Source organism: Streptomyces sp. TLI_171 (assembly GCF_003610255.1).
Taxonomy (GTDB): Bacteria; Actinomycetota; Actinomycetes; order Streptomycetales; family Streptomycetaceae; genus Kitasatospora.
In genome coordinates this window covers 7,465,218-7,483,981 of sequence record NZ_RAPS01000001.1, presented here as the reverse complement: position 1 = coordinate 7,483,981, position 18,764 = coordinate 7,465,218, and the positions used below count along the sequence as shown (strand labels likewise).

General features: G+C 74.4%; 19 protein-coding genes. 10 read left to right on the top strand and 9 right to left on the bottom strand.

The features are described from left to right. Nucleotides 1–473: 473 nt before the first annotated feature. Nucleotides 474–1,718 carry an MFS transporter gene (locus BX266_RS33365; RefSeq protein ID WP_259464978.1) on the bottom strand — a complete coding sequence of 415 codons (1,245 nt, stop codon included), beginning with the start codon at nucleotides 1,716–1,718 and terminating at the stop codon, nucleotides 474–476. A gap of 289 nt (nucleotides 1,719–2,007) precedes the next feature. Here BX266_RS33365 and BX266_RS33360 point away from each other — a divergent pair, with 289 nt between their 5' ends. Next, entirely contained in the window at nucleotides 2,008–2,562 is a 555-nt protein-coding gene (locus BX266_RS33360; protein WP_099906058.1) for a peptidase inhibitor family I36 protein, read from the top strand. 110 nt (nucleotides 2,563–2,672) lie between these two features. On the opposite strand, the gene BX266_RS33355 is transcribed toward BX266_RS33360, so the two are convergent. Continuing rightward, nucleotides 2,673–3,029 carry a 5-carboxymethyl-2-hydroxymuconate Delta-isomerase gene (locus BX266_RS33355; RefSeq protein WP_099906056.1) on the bottom strand — a complete coding sequence of 119 codons (357 nt, stop codon included), beginning with the start codon at nucleotides 3,027–3,029 and terminating at the stop codon, nucleotides 2,673–2,675. 111 nt (nucleotides 3,030–3,140) lie between these two features. Between BX266_RS33355 and BX266_RS39055 the strand changes: the two genes are divergently transcribed. After that, nucleotides 3,141–4,148, top strand: a complete 1,008-nt coding sequence (locus BX266_RS39055; RefSeq protein ID WP_180290315.1) for a hypothetical protein — start codon at nucleotides 3,141–3,143, stop codon at nucleotides 4,146–4,148. A gap of 122 nt (nucleotides 4,149–4,270) precedes the next feature. Next, complete coding sequence (locus BX266_RS39050; RefSeq protein ID WP_180290710.1) at nucleotides 4,271–4,435, top strand: hypothetical protein; 165 nt, start codon at nucleotides 4,271–4,273, stop codon at nucleotides 4,433–4,435. Here BX266_RS39050 and BX266_RS33345 read toward each other — a convergent pair. The 3 genes from BX266_RS33345 to BX266_RS33335 all read right to left on the bottom strand — a co-directional run bounded on the left by BX266_RS33345 (nucleotide 4,418) and on the right by BX266_RS33335 (nucleotide 7,884). Next, a complete protein-coding gene (locus BX266_RS33345; protein ID WP_099906054.1) occupies nucleotides 4,418–5,830 on the bottom strand; it encodes an oxygenase MpaB family protein in 1,413 nt (470 codons plus the stop codon). The two genes, BX266_RS39050 and BX266_RS33345, sit on opposite strands and share 18 nt — an antisense overlap. A gap of 189 nt (nucleotides 5,831–6,019) precedes the next feature. Next, the gene (locus tag BX266_RS33340; RefSeq protein ID WP_099906052.1) at nucleotides 6,020–6,871 is read right to left on the bottom strand and encodes a DUF4253 domain-containing protein; all 852 of its coding nucleotides are present in this window, start codon (nucleotides 6,869–6,871) and stop codon (nucleotides 6,020–6,022) included. Nucleotides 6,872–7,122: 251 nt separating this feature from the next. Further along, entirely contained in the window at nucleotides 7,123–7,884 is a 762-nt protein-coding gene (locus tag BX266_RS33335) for a GNAT family N-acetyltransferase (RefSeq protein ID WP_099906050.1), read from the bottom strand. Between the two features lie 238 nt (nucleotides 7,885–8,122). On the opposite strand from BX266_RS33335, the gene BX266_RS33330 reads away from it, so the two are divergent. Next, nucleotides 8,123–9,160 carry a C40 family peptidase gene (locus BX266_RS33330; RefSeq protein WP_099906048.1) on the top strand — a complete coding sequence of 346 codons (1,038 nt, stop codon included), beginning with the start codon at nucleotides 8,123–8,125 and terminating at the stop codon, nucleotides 9,158–9,160. Nucleotides 9,161–9,191: 31 nt separating this feature from the next. Here the strand turns inward: BX266_RS33330 and BX266_RS33325 are convergent, their stop codons facing one another. Then, complete coding sequence (locus BX266_RS33325) at nucleotides 9,192–10,124, bottom strand: EamA family transporter (protein WP_099906046.1); 933 nt, start codon at nucleotides 10,122–10,124, stop codon at nucleotides 9,192–9,194. Nucleotides 10,125–10,205: 81 nt separating this feature from the next. On the opposite strand from BX266_RS33325, the gene BX266_RS33320 reads away from it, so the two are divergent. After that, the gene (locus BX266_RS33320; RefSeq protein ID WP_099906044.1) at nucleotides 10,206–11,087 is read left to right on the top strand and encodes a LysR family transcriptional regulator; all 882 of its coding nucleotides are present in this window, start codon (nucleotides 10,206–10,208) and stop codon (nucleotides 11,085–11,087) included. Between the two features lie 63 nt (nucleotides 11,088–11,150). Here the strand turns inward: BX266_RS33320 and BX266_RS33315 are convergent, their stop codons facing one another. Beyond that, nucleotides 11,151–11,573 (bottom strand): DUF350 domain-containing protein, encoded by a 423-nt coding sequence (locus BX266_RS33315; protein WP_099906042.1) that lies wholly within the window; start codon nucleotides 11,571–11,573, stop codon nucleotides 11,151–11,153. Nucleotides 11,574–11,718: 145 nt separating this feature from the next. Between BX266_RS33315 and BX266_RS33310 the strand changes: the two genes are divergently transcribed. Together BX266_RS33310 and BX266_RS33305 are read left to right on the top strand one after the other, a co-directional pair. Continuing rightward, nucleotides 11,719–12,066, top strand: a complete 348-nt coding sequence (locus BX266_RS33310; protein ID WP_310794824.1) for a hypothetical protein — start codon at nucleotides 11,719–11,721, stop codon at nucleotides 12,064–12,066. Between the two features lie 5 nt (nucleotides 12,067–12,071). Further along, nucleotides 12,072–13,301: a glutathionylspermidine synthase family protein gene (locus tag BX266_RS33305; RefSeq protein WP_099906040.1), complete on the top strand. Its 1,230-nt coding sequence runs from the start codon at nucleotides 12,072–12,074 to the stop codon at nucleotides 13,299–13,301. 115 nt (nucleotides 13,302–13,416) lie between these two features. Here BX266_RS33305 and BX266_RS33300 read toward each other — a convergent pair whose 3' ends face one another. After that, nucleotides 13,417–13,704, bottom strand: a complete 288-nt coding sequence (locus BX266_RS33300; RefSeq protein ID WP_099906038.1) for a hypothetical protein — start codon at nucleotides 13,702–13,704, stop codon at nucleotides 13,417–13,419. A gap of 257 nt (nucleotides 13,705–13,961) precedes the next feature. Here BX266_RS33300 and BX266_RS39045 point away from each other — a divergent pair, with 257 nt between their 5' ends. Beyond that, nucleotides 13,962–14,117, top strand: a complete 156-nt coding sequence (locus BX266_RS39045; RefSeq protein WP_180290709.1) for a hypothetical protein — start codon at nucleotides 13,962–13,964, stop codon at nucleotides 14,115–14,117. Between the two features lie 16 nt (nucleotides 14,118–14,133). Beyond that, nucleotides 14,134–14,382 (top strand): hypothetical protein, encoded by a 249-nt coding sequence (locus tag BX266_RS39040; protein ID WP_099906036.1) that lies wholly within the window; start codon nucleotides 14,134–14,136, stop codon nucleotides 14,380–14,382. Nucleotides 14,383–14,645: 263 nt separating this feature from the next. Here BX266_RS39040 and BX266_RS33290 read toward each other — a convergent pair whose 3' ends face one another. After that, complete coding sequence (locus tag BX266_RS33290; protein ID WP_259464977.1) at nucleotides 14,646–17,525, bottom strand: LuxR family transcriptional regulator; 2,880 nt, start codon at nucleotides 17,523–17,525, stop codon at nucleotides 14,646–14,648. A gap of 720 nt (nucleotides 17,526–18,245) precedes the next feature. Between BX266_RS33290 and BX266_RS33280 the strand changes: the two genes are divergently transcribed. Continuing rightward, nucleotides 18,246–18,740 carry a DUF5709 domain-containing protein gene (locus BX266_RS33280; protein ID WP_099906030.1) on the top strand — a complete coding sequence of 165 codons (495 nt, stop codon included), beginning with the start codon at nucleotides 18,246–18,248 and terminating at the stop codon, nucleotides 18,738–18,740. The last annotated feature ends 24 nt before the right edge of the window (nucleotides 18,741–18,764 follow it).

The window sequence follows — 18,764 nt, the reverse complement described above, 5'->3', positions numbered from 1 at the left end:
GCTGGGTGACGCCCTCGATAGCGGCCAGCTCGGTGATCCGTCGCAGGCCGGACCGGTACAGGGTGGCCAGGGTCGAGGCAGGTGGCCGGCCCGTACAGTGCCGACCCGGCTGCTGCGGCGAGGCGGGTTCGGCAGCGGGCCGAACGGCGGGCTCGGCGGCAGCCTTCGGGCCGGCCAGGAACGCGGCCCGCGGCTCCGGCTTCGACTCGGGTCCAGGCGCCGACGCCGGCTCCGGCCCGCGCTCCGGCTCGCGCTCGGCCGCCGTCTCCGCTGCCGCGTCGGCGAGTTGCGCGGCGACGCCGTCCGGCAGCCGGGCGTACGCGGCGCGGCCCTCGCCCTGCGGGTCGCGGCGACCCTGCTCCCACGCGGTGAGCGTGGCGGGGCTGATGCCGAGCGCCTGGGCGGTCTCGGCCTTGCCCAGCCCTTACTCGGTGCGCAGCCGCGCGTCCGCCCGCCCCGGCTGCGCTTTCGGCTCACGCCTCCACGGTCGGCGCGAGCGTCGGCGCCGGTGGGACGTCCCGCATTCGACGCAGCGGGGAGAGCAGCACGAACAGGCCGGCGGCCGAGGTTCCGAGGAGGGCGATCCAGAGGGTGGGGCGGACGCCGATCAGGGTGCCGAGCGTGCCGCCGAGGAGGCCGCCGAGCGGGAGGGTGCCCCAGACGATCCAGCGGACGGCGGCGTTCATCCGGCCCATCAGTTCGGGCGGGGTGACCGACTGCCGGTAGCTGATCTGGGCGACGTTGTAGAGCATCGCGGCGAAGTACCCGACGGCCATGCCCAGCGGGACGAGCAGCACGCTCCAGCCGGGCCGGGCGGCGGCCGCGACACACTGCGGGGCGCCGAGGACCAGGATCGACAGCCAGATGATCCGCGCGGAGCCGATCCTCCCGGCGAGCCGCCCGGCGAGCGCGCCGCCGAGGATTCCGCCGATCGCCCCGCCGGCCATGACCAGGCCGGTGAACGCGGGGCGAACGTGCAGTTCGCGGACCAGGAAGACCATCCACAGCGCGGAGGCCATGCCGGAGAACAGGTTGGAGGTGCCGGTGCAGGCCACCACCTTGCGCAGGATCGGGTGGCGGAGGACGAACCGCAGGCCCTCGGTGACCCGCCGCCGGAGCGGCTCGTCGGCGGGCGGCGGTGGAGGGGCCGGTTCACGGGTGCGGATGCCGAGGACGGAGAGCACGGAGACGCCGAAGGACAGCGCGTCCACGGTGATCGCGGAGGCCGCGCCGAGCACGCCGACCAGTCCGCCGCCGAGGCTCGGCCCGGCGAGGTTGGCGAAGCCCTGCGTGGTGCCGAGCCGGCCGTTGGCGGCCAGCAGGTCCTCGGCCCGGACCAGCGAGGGAAGGTAGCTCTGGTAGGCGACGTCGAAGACCACCGTGCACACGCCGGCCGCGACCGCGACGACGTACAGCTGACCCATCGTCAGCAGGTCGAGCGCAGCTGCCACGGGTATCGAGCCGAGCAGCAGCAGGCGCAGCAGGTCGGTCACGATCATGATGGAGCGGCGCGGTCGCCGGTCGACGACCGCCCCGGCGGGCAGCGTGACCACCGCGAACGCCAGGGTGGTGGCGGCGGACAGCAGTCCGACCTCCAGGGTGCTGGCGTCGAGTGCGACGACGGCCAGCAGCGGCAGCGCGATCTGGGTGACCGCGGCGCCCATCTCGCTGACGGTCTGCCCGCCCCACAGCAGCAGGAAGTCGCGCTGGCGCCACACGCTCCGCCCGGCCGGCCCCGTCGCGGCCGTGGCCGTGGCCGGCCGACTCCCGGTCGTCCCGGTCAACGCGTCACCCCTGGATCCCCTCGCACTGCTCGCCTTCCCGTGTCCCCGCGGTACGACGTTGATCGTCCACGCCCGGTTCCGCCCGCTGAAACCGGCGGGTCGAAGGTGATGCTTCAACACCGCGCCGTTACGTGATGTAGCCAAAGCCGCCGCCCGAGTGACGGACCGTCACGAAATCCGGGCGCTCGCGTACCCGGTCGGGCGGGGTGTCGTTGGGTGGGACATGGAGAAGATGATCATTTGCGCCTCGGCCGGGCTGCTGTTCCTGACTGCGGCCACCACACCGGCGAGCGCGACGACCGCTCAGCGCTCCGGCATCCACCTCACCCGCGGGCACGGCGTGGCGGCCTGCCCCGCGGACGCGTTCTGCCTCTACGAGCACGAGGACTACAACGAGCCGGCCGTCGGCCAGGTCTGGGTGTTCCAGCAGGAGAAGACCCGCAGCACCCCGAGGCTGGACCTGACCAGGACCGGCGCGGTCGGGTTCGGCCGCTCCGCGGTGGCCAACGACACCGACTTCACCACCGTCCGGCTGTCGCCGAACAGTTGCGGCACCGTCCACCACCCGGCCCGGGACTGGGAGTACCTGATCTTCCTCCCCGGCAGCGGCAGCCCGGAGCGCACTGCACGCCGCCCGGACCTGAACGGCGCGAAGGGCATCCACCACGCCGCGCGGGACGTAGACGGCCAGGGCCGCCAGGTCGTCTCCGGGCGCGCCCTCAACCTGGACAACCGGGCTCGCTGCGTGCTGTTCGACGAATCCACCCCCGGCCTGTGATCTCGCCAGGCATTCAAAGATCGGCATGAGCCGAAACGATTCTCCCGGCCGGACGACCCCGGCCGGGACACCGATCGCCGGCCGGCGGCGCCCTCCGGGGCGCCGCCGCGTCACTGGCCGCCGTGGTGGACGAAGACGTAGCTCTCCCGGTCGAGTTCGGTGATCTCCACCCCGAACGCGGCAGGCACCCGCACGTGCGCGCGCAGCAATTCGGTCACCCGCGCGGAGAGCGTGGCGCGGGCCTCGACGCTGCGCCCGGCCAGGATCTTGATCTCCACCAGCACCACCGCCTCCGCCTCCGCCGACGAACCGTCACCGACCAGGTGCTGGGCTGCCGGTCGCACCAGGGTCTTGCAGTCGCCGACGGTGGTGTCGATGACCGCCGGGATCAGCGCGTGCACCTCCTTTGCGAACGCGGTGGCGTCGAAGTCCAGGCCCGGCGAGTGGTCGATCAGGATCTGCGGCATGGCAGGTGCCCTCCCCGGCCGGCGGGACCTCCCGGGACCTTCCCGGCGGTGGCCGTCCGTGATCCAGAACATAGCCCCCGCACGGACACCCGTGACAGGCATACTGGCGCAATGTCCGACCACCGCCAGGCCGACGCCGTCGAGCCCCCGGACCCGTTCGAAGGACTGGTCCTGGACGAGCAGTTCGTCCGCTCCGCCACCCTGAGCGAACCGTCCGCGCGGGCCCGGATGCTGGCAGAGCGCTGGCGGCGGGAGCCCCCGGTCGACCCGGGCGGTCGCCGCTGGTCCGCCGACGGCCCGGCCCGGCGACCGGAAGGCCGGCTCGGACGGCTGCGCCCCCGACTCGGCCGTTTCGGCTCGCTCAGCCGCGGCGAGCGCTGGACGGCGGTGCTGGGCCTGCTGATCGTGCTGCTGGTGGTCGGCGGCGTGCTGTTCGGGCCGAACCGCGCCCACACCCCGCAGATCGCCTCCCCTCCCCCGCAGCCGGGCAGTCCGCGGCCCACCGCCGACCGGGCGCTCGCAGGCGGCGGCACCTTCGTCGGCAGCGCGTGCGGCGGGCACGGCTACCACCGCTTCCCGGACGCCCCCAAGTCGCTCACCGCCCAGGGAACTTCGGGCCCCTCCATCGCCTTGCAGGCCTACGGATACCAGAAGCCCGGCGCCGAACCCGGTGAGCTCGTCTTCGACCTGCTGCTCAGCTCGGGCGGCTCCACCCCGCTGGCACTGGCCGCGCCGCTCGGCAGCGAGGGCGTCGCCATCGAGATCGAGGGCCCTGACGGTGTGGTCGCCGCCGCGTACGGGCTGCCCGCCGAGGTGACGGGTGCCGAGCGCCTCCCCGACGGCCGCGGCTGGCTGGTGTCCGCACCCGAGTCGAGCGCCCACGTGGTGCTGCCGCCGACCGCGCTCTGCCCGGGCGTGGACGGTCAGGCCCTGGCCCGGAACCTCATGCCGCCGACCGACGAGCACCAGACGATCACCGGGCCCGCGCCGTACACCGTCACCGTGTCGGTGTCCGACCCGGAGGTCCGCGAAATGCGCCGCACCCTGGGCGCACAGGCCGACGGCGAGGTCATGGCGGCGGACAACCACCTGGACGAGGTGGCCGTAAAGCCGGTCTGACACGGCAACCGGCCGGCCGTCGTCACGGGGGTTCGAGGCAGGCACCAGCAGGACGTCTCTTCCTGCGCGAGGCCGAACCCGGCGTCTACGTCGTCGGCGGCGGACCCAACGGCCGCTTCACCGTGCTCGGCGCGCCGCCCGGCCAGACCGTCGCCGGCACCTCCGATGACGCCTTCGTCGTCCCCTTCTACGAGGAGGCCGCACGCTTCACCGGAACCGTCCGCGCCCTCGTCGCTCTCCTCGACCAGTCGGCTCCCGCCCCCGCGCCGTCAGGGGCGGCCGAGTAACTGGGTGCCGGCCGCGCTGCCCCCTCGGGTGGTGAAGAACTCGGTGAAACCGTGGAGGAACTCCTCCTCGGTGATCCGGCCGTCGCCGTCGGTGTCCAACTGCTGGAAGCCGTGCGCCAGTTCGGCCGGGTGAACGCGGGAGCCGCCGAACAGGGTGCGGTACTCGTCGGCGCCCAGCTCGCCGCTCCCGTCGAGGTCGGCGGCGCGGAACATGGCGCGGACGGCGACGTGCAGGCCGTCGCGCAGGTAGTCCGGGTCGCCGTCGATGCCGGCGAGCATCGCGGCGACGAACTCCTCGCAGCTGATCGCGCCGTCCCCGTCGCCGTCCGCGCCGGCCCGCAGGTGGTGCCACCAGGTGTCGAAGGCCGCGTGCACGGCGTCCTCGCCGGCCTGGTCGAGCTCCAGCGGCCAGCAGACGTTGTGCGCCATCGCCGCGAAGTCGGCCGCGGTCAGCCGGCCGTCCCCGGTCTGGTCCATCACCTGCCGGTAGAAGGCTGCCAGCCGGGCGGGGCGGTCGTCCCGCCGCGGGACGCGCGGCGGCTTCGCCGCGGGCGTCGGCGGCCGGACGGTCCGCTCGCGGCCCCGCTCGCCGCTCGGCAGGGTGCGGTACCGGAGCCGGTCGGGCAGCTGGGCGACCAGCAGCCGCGCCCCGCGGTGGACCGTCCAGGACAGCGCGGCGGCGGCCCGGCTGCGGGGCAGCCCGAACTTGGCCCGGAACTCGGGCGGCAGGTCGGCGAGCGTGAGGGCGGTGAGAAACCCGGCGACGAGTCTCCGCAGCAGGGGCCAGGCGGGGCGGAGCCGCCCGAGGCGGCGGGGCGCGGGCGCCCGGGTGAGGACGGTGAACAGCATGTCCTGGGCGGCTTCGGTCAGTTCGAGGGTGTCGCGGACGGTGTCGCGGAGGTAGCCCGGCACGTCGGCGGCGGTGGCCGGGAACAGCTCGCCGGGCAGCTCGAAAGCCGCGCAGACTTCCCGGAACTCCCCGTACAGCCGGTCCAGTTGATCGGGACTCAGCGGGCGGCCGGAGAGCGCGTGCAGCGCCGTCATCGCCTCGTACAGCGTCACCAGCACCCAGACCTGCACGGCGGGGTCGAGTGCGGTGTAGGGGCGACCGGCGCCGTCCACTCCGTTGATCCTGCGGTGGCTGCGTTCCAATCGCCGGATCTCGCGGTGCAGCGCCTCCCGGTCGGAGAAGAACAGACGTCGACCGCTGTCCATGGTGTGCTCGATCCGCCGCCACGGGTGCGTGCGGTACGTGGAGAGCTGGCCCACGCCGGCCCCGACCGCGGGATGGGCGTTCTGCAGCACGAGCAGCCGCCAGGCGACCAGCACGATGCGCTGCTCGCCCAGGGTGCGGCGCAGCATCGAGCCCGCCCCCGGCAGTGCGGTGTTCCCCATGGTCTGCCCCCTTCGGACGTCCTCCGGTCTCCACGGCCGCGGCTTCGTTCCTCCACGGCCATGGCCCACCCTAGGAGCGCCCGAGGCCCGAACTGGCTTGCGAACGATCCAAACCACCCGGCGGAGCGAATCGGCAGGCCGTTCTCCGCCCGCACGGGTGGTTCGGGTGCGGTCCAGGTTGACGGACCGTCAGTCCCACCAGAAGTACCAGTGCCCGGAGCCGATCAGGTCGGGGGCGTACTCAGCGAGGGTTCCGGCGCCCTGGAAGATGTTGTCGGGGCAGAAGGCGAGGTGCTCGGCGGCGACGTGCAGCGCGCTGTCGAGGTCGGCGGGCGGCGCCGCGACGCTCACCTCCAGCTCGGCGAAGCCGACCTGGACCACGCGCGCCCCGTAGCGACGCTCCCAGTCCAGCAGCACCGCGGAGACCTTGGCGACGTCGTCCTCGTGGTTGACGGGCCCGGTCCAGCCCATCACGGTCAGCGCCTCGGCGCCGCTCCCCGCGGCGACCAGGCCGATCCGCGGGCGCAGCGGCCCGCCGAGGGCCACCAGGTGCTTGGCGAGCGCCCGGGCAGCCTCGTCGGGGTCGCCGGAGTAGGCGGCGGCGGGCGCGGTACCGGGCCAGCCGCCGGTGAACGGGACGATGCTCCGGCCGAGTTCGGTCAGCTCCTCGGGGTCCAGCGGCTCCCCGTCCTGGTCGAGGGCGACGCAGTACTGCCAGCCGGTGCGCAGCAGCGCGGCGGGGTCGTACCAGTCGGGCTCGCTGGCGGATCGGGTGTCGAGCTCGCCGGTCTCCCACGGCCGGAACGGAGCCTCGGCCCGCAACGGTACGAGCAACAACGGCCACAACCCGGTGGCCGGGTGGGCCCGGTGAAGCTCCTCCCACAGCCCGACCGGGGCCTCGCCCTCGCTCATCCAGAGCACGGGCGCGGCCTCCGCTTCATTGCCGGGACTCACCAGCCGCCCGGGCGGCAGCAGTCCGGCCACGGCGGACGGGTCGCCACTGGGCGCCAACAGGCGTAGATCGTGCCATGCATCGGTCATGCGAACACGCTAGCGAGCCTCGCCGACACCTGGTCAGCCGTCCCGCCGCGCACCCGCCGAGGCCGCCCCGCGACGTCCAACAGCCCACCGGCCATCAGCCTCCGCGCCGCCGCACGTGCCGAGCGCCCTCACCCGCGCCCGTCAGGCGCCCCGGTCCCGCACCGCACCGCGCCGTACCCCGTACCCCGCACGTCGCGCTGGACAACTCAGTGCCCCGCGAGCCCCCGAGGGCCGCAACCTGTTCCGCGCCGTCAGGCGGTCCCCGCTCCGCGCTGCGCCGCTGCGTCCAACAGCCGGTACTGCAGACCGAGCCGCCGGTAGAGGCGGATCGCGGGCTCGTTCCAGGCGTGCACCATCAGCGCGGCCCTCGGCGAGCGCCGCAGGATCCTGGTCAGGACGAGCCGGCAGGCGGCCTCGCCGTGTCCGCGGCCGCGGCCGTGTTCGGGGTCGGTGACGACGCCGGCCAGCAGGCCGACCCCGGGTGCGGGCCACGCGTCGGCAGCCAGCGCCGTCAGCCTTCCGCGGCTGTCGCGCACGCCGGCCCAGGCCCGGGTGCCGGACCGGTGCGGGTGGGCGTGGGAGTCGGGGAAGTGCCGGTCGATCAGGTCGGCGGCCTCGTCGAGTTCGTCCGCGGCGAGCCACCGGGCTACGGCGGGCGTCCGGTCGGAAGTGGGCACGGCGAGCGGCCCGCTGCGGTGCATCCACCCGAACCGGCCGCGCAGTTCGAGCCCGTCCTCGCGGGCGACGAGAGCGGCGAGCAGCTCGGCGTCGCCGAGCGGCCGGTAACTCGGCCCGACCAGGGCGAGCACCTGGCGCAGCAGTGGCGCGAGCTCGTCCACGGGCCCGCGAACGGCGACCCGGTCGCGTCCGGACAGGTCGGGCGCGGCCACGGCGACGGCCCGTCCGCGCATCCAGGCGCGGGTCTCTCCGGCGAAGCCCTGGGCGGCCCAGCTCAGCAGGCTGTCGTCGTCGGTCGCGGCGCGGAGGTCGGCCTCCGTGGTCAGTTCGAGCACGGTCCGATTCTCGCCGATCCGTCGGACCGTCCCGCCGTCGGGGTACCGGGAGCACACCCCGCCGCCCGGAAAGCCCGCCGCCCATGACTGACGGACTGTCAGTCGCCTACCAGCGCAAACGAATTCGGTGACCGGCGGGAGTGGACGGGAGGCCGGGACTTCATTACGGTCTGGCATCAAACCTATATTCGGACGATCGCTCGAACGAGTGGGGTCCGACAGGAAGAAGGAGCCTCCCTTGGCCTCCCACCGCCGTCCCAAGCAGCCGAGCCGCGCCCGGGTCACCGTGCTCACCGGTGCCGCCGTGACCGCGGTCGCCCTCACGGCCCAGGTGAGCGCGTACGCCGCGCCCGCCAAGCCGACCAAGGACGAGGTGAAGGCCCAGGTCGACAAGCTCACCGCGGAGCAGGAGCAGGCCGCCGAGCGTTACAACGGCGCCAAGGAGCGCGCCGACCAGCTGCGCAAGCAGGCGGGGCAGTTGCAGGACCAGCTGGCCCGCAGCCAGGAGCAGTTGACCGAGCTGGCCAGCGGGCTGGCGGCAGTGGCGGGCGACCAGTACCGGCAGGGCGGGGTCGACCCGTCCATGCAGCTGATGCTCTCCTCCGACCCGGACCAGTACCTGGCGAAGGCGTCCTCCTTCGACCAGGCCGCCGGCACCCAGGCCGACACGCTGAGGTCGCTGAAGGACCAGCAGCGCCGCCTGGACCAGCAGAAGCAGGAAGCGGCGGACGTGCTGGCCGAGCTGGACGGCCAGACCCAGGCGCTGAACGCCGCCAAGAACGAGGTGCAGAACAAGCTGCAGGAGGCCAACCGGCTGCTCGCCCAGCTGGGCGCCGCCGACCGGGCCGCCATCATGCAGGGCTCCGACGGGGCCGCCTCGCGCGGCGCCTCCCGGATCGATCCCGCCAGCCTGCCCCCGGCCAGCGGCGCAGCGAAGATCGCCGTCGAGACCGCACTCGAACAGCAGGGCAAGCCGTACAAGTGGGGTGCCACCGGCCCGAGCACGTTCGACTGCTCCGGCCTGATGGTCTTCGCCTACGCCAAGGCGGGGGTGTCGCTGCCGCGGACCTCGCAGGAACAGGGCAACGCGGGCGTCAACGTCGGCACCGACTGGCACAACGCCCAGCCCGGCGACCTGGTGGTCTACCACTCCGACCGGCACCACGTCGCCATGTACATCGGCAACGGCCTGGTGCTGCACGCCCCGCAGACCGGCGACGTGGTGCGGACCATGAAGGTGGACGCCATGACCATCAACACCATCCGCCGCATCTGACCCCGGATCTCGCTCCGGATGTGACTTCGGATCAGCCCCGGCGGCCCGCGACCCGGCGCTCCGGTAGCTGCCCGGCGACGATCGAGGCCAGCGCGAGGGCGAAGCCCACCAGCTGCACCGGGCCGAGGGTCTGGCCGAGCAGCAGTGCGCCGAGCGCCGCCGCCACCAGCGGCGAGAGCAGCCCGAGCACCGCGACGTTGCCGACCGGCAGGGTGGCGATGCCCTGGAACCAGAGGGCGTAGGTGAGCAGGCCGCCGACCAGGCCGAGCCACAGGTAGCCGAGCGCGGCCCGTCCGTCGATCGCCGGGGGCGCGCCCTCGAACAGGAAGGTCAGCGGGAGCAGGAACAGCCCGCCGGCGGTGAGCTGCCAGCCGGTCAGCGCGAGCGGGCTGACTCCCTCGGGGCGGCCCCACCGCTTGGTGAGGGTGACGCCCAGCGCCATGGTGGCGGCGCCGCCGAGTCCGGCGGCGACCCCGACCGCGTCCAGTGCGGCGCTCGGCCCGATCACCACCAGCCCGACGCCGACCACGCCCACCAGGCCCCACAGCAGTCGTCGGCCGGAGAGCCGCTGACGGAGCACCAGCACCGCGAGCAGGGCGACGATCATCGGCTGGACGGCGGTCAGGGTGCCGGCCACGCCGCCGGGGAGCCGTTCGGCGGCGGTGAACAGCAGCGGCAGGAACAGGCCGATGTTCAGGATGCCGAGCGCCGCCGCCTTGCCCCACCAACTGCCGTGCGGGAGCTTGCGGGTGAACGCCACGGCGATCAGCCCGGCGGGCAGCGCGCGGAGCAGGGCGGCGAACATCGGATGCCCGGGCGGCAGCAGTTCGGTGGTGACCACGTAGGTGGTGCCCCAGACGGCCGGGGCGAGCGCGGTCAGCGCGGTGCGCGGCAGGGTGCCGAGTCCGGTGCGGGGCCGGGGAGTCGGGGTGGTGAGCGGGGTGGCGGTGGTGTTCGCACTCATGACCGGAAGTCTGGCTCCGGGGCCATTGATGAGTCCAACACATGTTTGTCAGCACATCGATCTCCATGCACGATGGATCCCATGGAGCTCCAGCAGGTGCGCTACGTCCTCGCGGTCGCCGAGACCCTCAACTTCACCCGCGCCGCGGAGCGCTGTCTGGTGGTGCAGTCGGCGCTCAGTCACCAGATCGCCCGGCTCGAACAGGAGCTGGGCGCCCGCCTGTTCGAGCGCACCAGCCGCCGGGTCCGGCTCACCGCTGCCGGCGAGGCCTTCCTGCCCGCCGCCCGCCAGTGCCTGGAGGCCGCCGAGCGGGCGGCCGCCGAGGTCGCCGCGGCGGTAGGCGAGGTACGCGGGCGCCTGGCCGTCGGCCTGATCCCGACCGTCACCGCCGTGGACATCCCGGCCGGCCTGCGCGAGTTCCGCGGCCGCCACTCCGGGGTGCGGATCGGCCTGCGTGTCGGCGCCAGCAACGACCTGGTCGAACTCGTCCGCCAGGGGGCGCTGGACGTCGCCTTCCTCGGGCTGCCGACGGCCCTGCGCCCGCAGGGCGTGACGGCCCGTGAACTCTCCCGCGGCCGCCTGGTCGCGGTGGTCGCCCCCGACCACCCCCTCGCCGCCCGCGAGCGGGTGTCACTGGCCGAACTGTCCGCCGAAACCTTCGTCGACCTGCCCGCCGGCACTGCCGGGCGCGCCCAGACCGACCTGGCGTTCGCCGCCGCCCGCCTGGTCCGCGACGTCGCGTTCGAGGTCGACGACGCCGCCTACATCCCCCGCCTGGTCGGCCCGGGCCTGGCCGTGGCGATGCTGCCCGCCGCGTACGTCCCCCAGTTGACGGGCGTGGTCACCGTCGAGGTCGAGGACGCCCCGACCCGGGTCGAGACGGTCGTCTGGCCGCGCACCGGCCGCTCCCCCGCGACCGCCGCTTTCCTCACCCTGCTGGGCATCCCGTCCGGAACGCCGTGAACCCCGGAACGCCGTGAACCCCGATCCGCCCGACGCCGTCCGGCGCCCGGTCGATCCGTCGCCTCAGGCGATGGAGGCGGCCACGATCGCGGCCGCGGCCAGGTTGCAGCTGGCTGACACCCACACCGCGGGGTGCGGCTCGTTGGAGACCAGGATCGCGCCGAGTCGCCCCGGGGTGAGCAGGTCGAGCAGCCAGAACGCGAGGGCCATCAGCAGCAGGCCGAGCACCCCGAAGCACAGCGTGGACACCAGGCCCTTGCCGAAGTCGTCGTAGGTGTAGCGGATCGCGGTGTACACGATGCCGCCGACGCCCAGCAGCGCCGAGCTGAGCAGCACCGCGGCATTGCGGTTGCCCTCGGCCCAGATCAGCCGGCCGAGCTTGCCCGGGGTGAGCAGGTCGATCAGCCCGTAGCCGAGCAACAGGAGCAGCAGGCCTGCCAGGCCGTAGACGGCGGCCGCGCCGAGGCCGTGGAGTATGTCGTGCATCTGCGGGGCTCCCCCGGGGATCGGGCGGCCGTCCGGGCCGCGCCGTGGTCAAGGATCGGCAAAAGATATCCCATGTCCCTGGCGTCCCGTCAGGTTCCAGGGGCACCTGCCGTATCATCCGGTGCCGCGCGTAGCATGGTCCGCCATGACACCGCCGCCTTCCGCCACCGCCGGACCGGACCAGTCGACGCCGGGCGACCGCCGTCGTTCGGGCTTCGTCACCCTCGGCATGGTCGGCACTCTCGCGCTGACCCTCGCCGGCTGCTCCTCGTCCTCGGGCAGCGCGCCCAGCCGCTGCGTCGACCCGACCACGCTGAAGGTCCTCGACCGGCACTCCTGCTCGGCCGGCACCACCGGCGCGGGCGCGGGCCGCTGGTACTACTGCGGCTACGGCACCGACACCGCCAGCGGCGGCACCTTCGACAAGGCCGCCACCAAGCGCGGCGGCTTCGGCTGCCCCAAGGGCAGCAGCAGCGGCTCGGGCGGGGGCTGACCCTGATGCGCCGTCACACCATCGCCCCCAGGCCGGACTGGCTGGCGACCGTCGAGTCCCAGGGCCTCGTCTACGCGATGTGCTCCGACCCGTGCAACCAGGGCGGCCCGCACCCCTACTGGGACGAGAGCGCCTACTACGAGTTCTCGCTCCCCGAGGTGGAGGCCCTGGAGGAGGTGGTCGAGGAGCTGCACGAACTCTCCCTGGCCGCCGCCGACCACATCGTCCGCACCGGTCGTTTCGCCGACTTCGGCATCACGGATCCGCGGCTCGCCGGCGTGATCGCCGAATCCTGGCGCCGCCGCGACGAACAGCCCAGCGTGTACGGCCGGTTCGACCTCGCGTACGACGGCACCGGCCCCGCCAAGCTGTTCGAGTACAACGCGGACACGCCCACCTCGCTGATCGAGGCCGCCGGCCCGCAGTGGTTCTGGTTGGAGGAGCGCTTCCCCGCCGCCGACCAGTGGAACTCCCTGCACGAGCGCCTCATCGCCTCCTGGCAACGCCAGAGGCAGCTCCTGCCGCCCGGCCCCGTGCACTTCGCGCACTCCCGCGGCGACACCGAGGGCGAGGACTGGCTCACCACCCTCTACCTTCAGGAGTGCGCCGAGCAGGCGGGCCTGGAGACCGTCGGCATCGCGATGGAGGACATCGGCTGGGACGGCCTGTCCGGCCGCTTCGTCGACCTGGAGCACCGCTTCATCCGCTCCGCCTTCAAGCTCTACCCGTGGGAGTGGCTCGCCGACGACGAGTTCGCCGACCAGCTGCTCGACGTCATCGACCTCGGCGGCGGCACCGGCAGCACCATGTGGATCGAACCCGCGTGGAAGATGCTGCTCTCCAACAAGGCCCTGCTGGCCGTCCTGTGGGAGCTCAACCCCGGCCACCCCAACCTGCTGCCCGCCTACCTCGACGGGCCGCGTGAACTCGCCGACCCCGACGGGCCCGGGTACGCCGCCAAGCCACTGCTCGGCCGCGAGGGCGCCGGCATCCGCATCGTGGAGGCCGACGGCAGCCAGACCCGCCTGGCCGACTGGGCCGGCGACCCCGACCGGTACGGCGCCGAGGGCCACTGCTACCAGCAGTACCACCCGCTGCCCGACTTCGACGGCAACCGCCCCGTCCTCGGCACCTGGGTGGTCGACGGCGAATCGGCCGGACTCGGCATCCGCGAGACCGACGACAGCCCCATCACCCACCAGGGCGCGCGCTTCCTCCCCCACCTCATCCGCTGACCGACCTGCGGGCGGGCGGCCCGCGCCGCCCGCCCGCCCTCCGTTGACGCTGCCGAAGCCCGGTCGGCGTTCGCGGCCTTCTCAGCCGTCCCGGTCTTCTCAGCTGCCGGCCTCCTCAGCCGTCCCGGCCTTCCGTCCGACCGGCGCCGTCCTGGCAGGTCCGCTGAGCCGGAATCAGCACGGCGCGCCCGAGCGGCCGACACTGACCGGACACCGGCACCTCGCGCCCCGCCGCGAACGGCGGCACCGCGTGCTGCGGGGCGATCCGCGCGAGCGAGGCCAGCCGGGACCGGCTGGTCTGCCGCTCCACCGTTCCCCGGCAGCGCGGGAGTCCGACGGCGGACTCGTCCGGGGCGGTGAAGTGCTCGGCTGCGTACAGGCGGAAGCGTTCACGGCGGGTCATCGAAACCTCCTGGGGCGGCCGGCGTCCGGCTCCGGCCGTCATCGGGAACACTCCCAGCAAACCCCCAGGCGCACCGGCCGAACAATGCGTATCCGCTACCCAACGTCCGCCCCGAACGCTGGGTACCCCCGCTCCCGCGCGGCCACTACCCACCCTTCGCCCGCCTCGATGGGTACCGCTACGCATTGATCACCACACCGGTCCACTGCTTGGCTGGTACCCATTCCCGCCCCCAACCCTCAGCCTCGGAGGACCGGATGACCCGCCGCGAACGCTTCCGCCTCTACGCCACCGAGCACTTCACTGCCCCCGTCGAGCCCGCCGCCCCGAACCGCCGCGGCACCGTCGAACGGCAGACCCGCCGCGCCACCCTCTCCCGGCTCGCCCGTCTCCCCCACCGACCGCGCCCCTGAACCGACCTGACGCCCCATGACCCTCACCGCCACCGCGGCCGCCCCGGGCCCGCTGCCCTCCGCCGACCTGCCGCTCTGGCTGGTCACCATGCCCACGACGGGCCCCGCCGGCGCCCGCGGCGAACAGACCTTCGCCGTCCGCGCCACCAGTCACAGCGCCGCCCTCGCCCAAGCCGCGACCACCGCCTTCGCCCACCCGGCGTTCCGCCACCGCCGCGGCGCCCACATCGACACGGCCGCCGCACACGCCACGCTTCACCGCTGACCCGGCCGCCCCCTGCTCCAGACCGGGCCTGACCGACCGTCACCCCCCGGAGCCACCGGTCGCACGACGGCCCGCCGACCGCGTCGCCCCCTCCCCCCCCGGACCCGCCGCCGACTCCCGCTGCTGCGCGGGCACCTGTCTCCCGCTTCGGACCAGGAACCACCCCACCCCTGGTCCGCGCGGTGCACCACCCGCCGCCCGGAGGCCCTCCGCCGCGGTGACCTTGCCCGTCCCGTCAGTGTGCCGGACTTCCCGACGCCGCGTCAGTTCTCCGTCTCCGCCAGGGCCTCTGCCACGTCCTTCCGCCCGACCCCGAGCTTGCGCAGCACGCTCGCCACGTGGTGCTCGACCGTCCGCGGCGACAGGAACAGCGCCTGCGCGATGTCCTGGTTGCTGGCCCCTTGCCCGACCAGGTCCGCCACCTGCCGCTCGCGCGGCGACAACGCCTCGCCGTAACCGCGCCGCCCCGGCGACGCCATCCGCCCCAGCCCGAGATCCCGCCGGACGTGCTGGCAGCGGGCCGCGTCGGACGCCGCCCCGAGCGTGGTGTACGCCGCCTCGGCGGCGGCCAGCCGCTCCGCCGCGGTCTGCGGGTCGCCGTCGGCGAGGATCCGGGCGAGGCGCTCCTCGGCCCGCGCCACCTCGTACGGGCGCCCGATCACCCGCCAGGCGTCGCGGGCCCGCCGGTAGCACTCGATCGCGCCGCTTCGGTCCGCCGTCTCCAGCAGGACGCCGCGCGCCACCTCCAGCCCGGCCTGCGCGGCCGGCGCGTCCACCCCGCCGAGGGCCTCGGTGGCCTCCTCGATGAGGTGCTGGGCCGCATCCTCGTCGCCCACCGCACGCGCGGTCTCCACCGCGACCGGCAGCAGTTCGGCGCTCCGCGCCCACGCCCCCGCCTGCCGGAGCATCGCGACGGCCGGGGCCAGCACCTCGGCGGCGGCCTGCCCGCCGCGCTCGACCAGATCCAGCGCCGCCAGCCCGGTGGCGGCCCGGATCGCCGCGGTCACCTGAGACTCCCGCTCCCCGTACCGGGCGGCGGAGGTGAACTCGGCCCGCGCCACCGCGAGTCGACCCCGCGCGGCGGCCAACCGGCCGAGCAGCATGGCTCGTTCGGCGCTGGCCATCGCCACGTCCGGGAACTCGGTGCCGAGTGCTTCGAACCGCTCCTCCAGCCCCTGCCAACGGCCGGCCAGCCCGTCGAGGCGCAGCAGCGCCACCCGGCTGTACGCCTCCAGGTACGAGATCGCGGCCTGCCGGGCCAGCGCGCGGCTCTCGGCGAGCAGGCGCCCGGCCCGCTGGTCGTGGCCGGTGTCCAGCGCGATGTCACCGACGTTGTACAGGGCGCGAGTGGTCTGCCGGACCAGTTCGGGACTGCGGGCGTCGCGGGGCAGTCGGTCGAGTTCGGGCCAGAGCTCGGGGTCGCCCTCGCGGGCCTGGAAGGTGAGCCTGGTCGCCCGGTAGGCGGCGGCGACCTCCTCGTCGGGTTCGGCTTCCAGCGCGGCGGCGGCCCTCGCCATCCGTTCCCAGCCGGCTGCCGCACCGCCGTCGCGTTCGTTCATGGCGAGCGCCACCAGGGCGCGGGCCGCCCGGGCCGGACGCTCGGCGAGCTCGTCGGCGGCCTGCTCGATCTGCGCGAACCCGGCCCGGTCACCACCCTGGACGGCCATCCGCAGGCCCAGCGTCATCCTGATCTCGCCCCGGTCGGCGACCGGCAGCCTGGGGTCGGCGATGATCCCGGCCAGCGCCTCCGTGCTGGCCGTGTCGTCGGCGGCGTTCGCGGCGATCCCGGACAGGGCACGGGCGGCCCGCCCGCGGCGCTCGGGCGCCAGGTCCGCGTCCGCGAGCAGCTCGCGCAGCAGCGGACCGGCCGCCGCGGTGTCGCCCTGCTCGACCGCCTGCTGCGCCGCGGCCTCCGCGGCCTGCTGCCAGGCGTCCCGGTCGCCGAGGGCACGGGTATGGGCGGCGATCCTGGCGAGCGGCTGCGGGTCTGCGGTGCGCAGCGCCGCGATGGCCCGCCGGTGCAACGCCGACCTGATGGGGCCCGGTATCCGCCGGTACGCCACCTCGCGGGCGGGTGCCCACCGGAACGCGTACCTGGCCGGCTCGGGCTCATTCAGCAGTGCCGTGCGCAGGGCCTCCACCAGGCCGGCGGCGACCTGTTCGGCGGAGAGCGCCGCGACCTCGGCGAGCTGCTCCTCCGTCGCGGGTTCGTCCAGGACCGCGGCGGTCTCCACCACCGCACGGGCGTAGGGACCGAGCGCGGCCAGCCGCTCCGCGACGGTGTCGCGGAGGCCGCGCGGCAGCTCGGCAGCGGTCAGTACCGCGACCGGGTCGGCGTGCGGGCCGCCACCCCGCAGCCTCTCCAGGTCTTCGAGGACGGCCGCCGGAAGCCCACCGGAGCGGGCGTACAGCACCGCCGCCAGCGCGGGTGCGGTACCCGTACCGGCGCCGGCACCGGTGCCGCCCCCAGTGCCGATGCCGAGACCGAGCACGGCGCGGGCGAGTTCCAGCACCTCGGCCTCGTCCAGCGGCTCGACCTGCAGCAGCCCACCGGCCACCCCTGGCGGGCATCGGTAGGCCGACCCGAGCACCGGAGCCCCGTCGGGCAGCTCCTCCGCCCGGTACGTCACCACCAGCGCCAGTCCTGGGTGCGGATCCCGGGCGAGCAGCAGCAACAGCTCGCGGGTCGCCCGATCGGCCCACTGCGCGTCCTCGACCAGCAGGACGACCTCGCCGACCGCACCGAGCAGCGCCCGCACGCCCTGGACCAGCCGATACTGCTCGTCCCCGCCGCCGACGTCCGCCGGTAGCCGGTCGCCCAGGTCCGGCAGCCACGGCCGCAGCGCGCCCGCGCTCGGCGGCACTTCGTCCACCACCGCGAGCAGCGGCCCGCTGCCCCGCAGTGCATCGAGCACCGGTCCGTACGGAGTCGGTTCGGCCATCGGGTGGCAACGGCCGGTCAGCACCCGCTCCGGCGCCACGCCTGCCGCGGCGAGCGCCCGAGCCACCAGGGAGGACTTCCCGCTACCCGCGTCGCCCTCGACCAGGACGGCCGCCGGGGCGGCCCGCAGCGCCTCGACCAACCGCGCCAGCTCGCGCCGCCGTCCCACGAACCCCGGCGGCCCGCCGCCCTTCGTCACCACCGCGCACCCCATCCGTACACCCGACCCGACCGCACCAACCGGCGAGAGCACGTACCGTCCATGCGCCCCATCATGCCGTGCCGGCCGACCGCCCCGATCGCCGCCCGCCGCCACGCCGGCCGACCGCATTTGCACCTGCTGCACCACCTCCTTCCCACTCCACGGTCCCGCTGCCCGCCCTCCTGCCACCTGCCTACTCGACGTACCCCATCCGGTGCCGGCACCCGGCGACCTGCTGCCTCGACGGGTCCTCAGCGCGCGCCTCCCCGGACTCCGCCACCTGTCCTCGCAACTGCCCCGACCCGGCCCCTGACCCTGGCCACGGCCCCGCCAGCACCTGGCTCCTGCCTTCCGTGCCGCGCCCGGGAAGCAGTTCCTTCGTCTCCGTCACCATCGGGTTCCTCCGTCCGTTCGCTCCGCGCCTGCACCTCTCACTCCACCGCGGTCGCCAGCGGCCTTCGCTGCCTTTGACGCCTTCGCTACGCCCCCGGCGGCCTCGCTTGACACATCCCTGAGGCGGTCGCCCCCAGCTGCCCTGCCACGCTTCTGCTCGCCGCCGCCGGCCAGCCTCCCGGCTGCCCGGAGCCGTGCCCCTCGGTGTCCGCCGACGGCCGTACCGTGACCGGCCGCCGCCGCGCCGTGTTGCGGTGCAGGTGGCTCCCTGGCGAGCATGAAGAAACTGCGTGTGAGCTCACCCGAGCGACGAGGACAGGTGCTGTCATGACCGACTGGGACGCCCAGGACCCGGAACCCGCCGAGGACGACGGCGTTCTCGAACCTGCCGACTCCCTCCTCACGGACCAGCTGGACGACGACCCGCTGGACACAGGAGTCATCCCCCCGGACGGCTATCGCGGCGCGACTGCGTACGGCACCACCCCGGAGGAGGCCGAGCGCGGCGAGTCCCTGGACCAGCTGCTGGCGGAGGAGGAACCCGACGTCAGTCCTGATGAGGTCGACGACCGCTGGTCCGACGGCCCCTCGCCCAGGGCTGGGCGCCTGGTCGAGGACGGCATCGACACCGAGGGCACTGACGTCGGCCCCGACAGCGGCGCCGCCAGCGCCGAGGAGGCCGCCGTGCACCTGGTCTATCCGGACGAGGACGCCGAGGCCGAGTTCGCCGACGCCAGCCCGGACGAGCCGCTGCGCGAAGCTGTCCGTTTCACCGTGCTCGACGACCTGGCCGACCGGGTGCCGGACGACGACTACCGCTGACCGCCCGCACGTCGGCGGTCCCGC

Bases quoted from the DNA above. Each gene is read 5' to 3' on its own strand.
- BX266_RS33360 (WP_099906058.1), top strand. From the start codon at position 2,008: ATGGAGAAGATGATCATTTGCGCCTCGGCCGGGCTGCTGTTCCTGACT.
- BX266_RS33355 (WP_099906056.1), bottom strand. From the start codon at position 3,029: ATGCCGCAGATCCTGATCGACCACTCGCCGGGCCTGGACTTCGACGCC.
- BX266_RS39055 (WP_180290315.1), top strand. From the start codon at position 3,141: ATGTCCGACCACCGCCAGGCCGACGCCGTCGAGCCCCCGGACCCGTTC.
- BX266_RS33345 (WP_099906054.1), bottom strand. From the start codon at position 5,830: ATGGGGAACACCGCACTGCCGGGGGCGGGCTCGATGCTGCGCCGCACC.
- BX266_RS33340 (WP_099906052.1), bottom strand. From the start codon at position 6,871: ATGACCGATGCATGGCACGATCTACGCCTGTTGGCGCCCAGTGGCGAC.
- BX266_RS33325 (WP_099906046.1), bottom strand. From the start codon at position 10,124: ATGAGTGCGAACACCACCGCCACCCCGCTCACCACCCCGACTCCCCGG.
- BX266_RS33320 (WP_099906044.1), top strand. From the start codon at position 10,206: ATGGAGCTCCAGCAGGTGCGCTACGTCCTCGCGGTCGCCGAGACCCTC.
- BX266_RS33315 (WP_099906042.1), bottom strand. From the start codon at position 11,573: ATGCACGACATACTCCACGGCCTCGGCGCGGCCGCCGTCTACGGCCTG.
- BX266_RS33310 (WP_310794824.1), top strand. From the start codon at position 11,719: ATGACACCGCCGCCTTCCGCCACCGCCGGACCGGACCAGTCGACGCCG.
- BX266_RS33305 (WP_099906040.1), top strand. From the start codon at position 12,072: ATGCGCCGTCACACCATCGCCCCCAGGCCGGACTGGCTGGCGACCGTC.
- BX266_RS33300 (WP_099906038.1), bottom strand. From the start codon at position 13,704: ATGACCCGCCGTGAACGCTTCCGCCTGTACGCAGCCGAGCACTTCACC.
- BX266_RS39045 (WP_180290709.1), top strand. From the start codon at position 13,962: ATGACCCGCCGCGAACGCTTCCGCCTCTACGCCACCGAGCACTTCACT.
- BX266_RS39040 (WP_099906036.1), top strand. From the start codon at position 14,134: ATGACCCTCACCGCCACCGCGGCCGCCCCGGGCCCGCTGCCCTCCGCC.
- BX266_RS33280 (WP_099906030.1), top strand. From the start codon at position 18,246: ATGACCGACTGGGACGCCCAGGACCCGGAACCCGCCGAGGACGACGGC.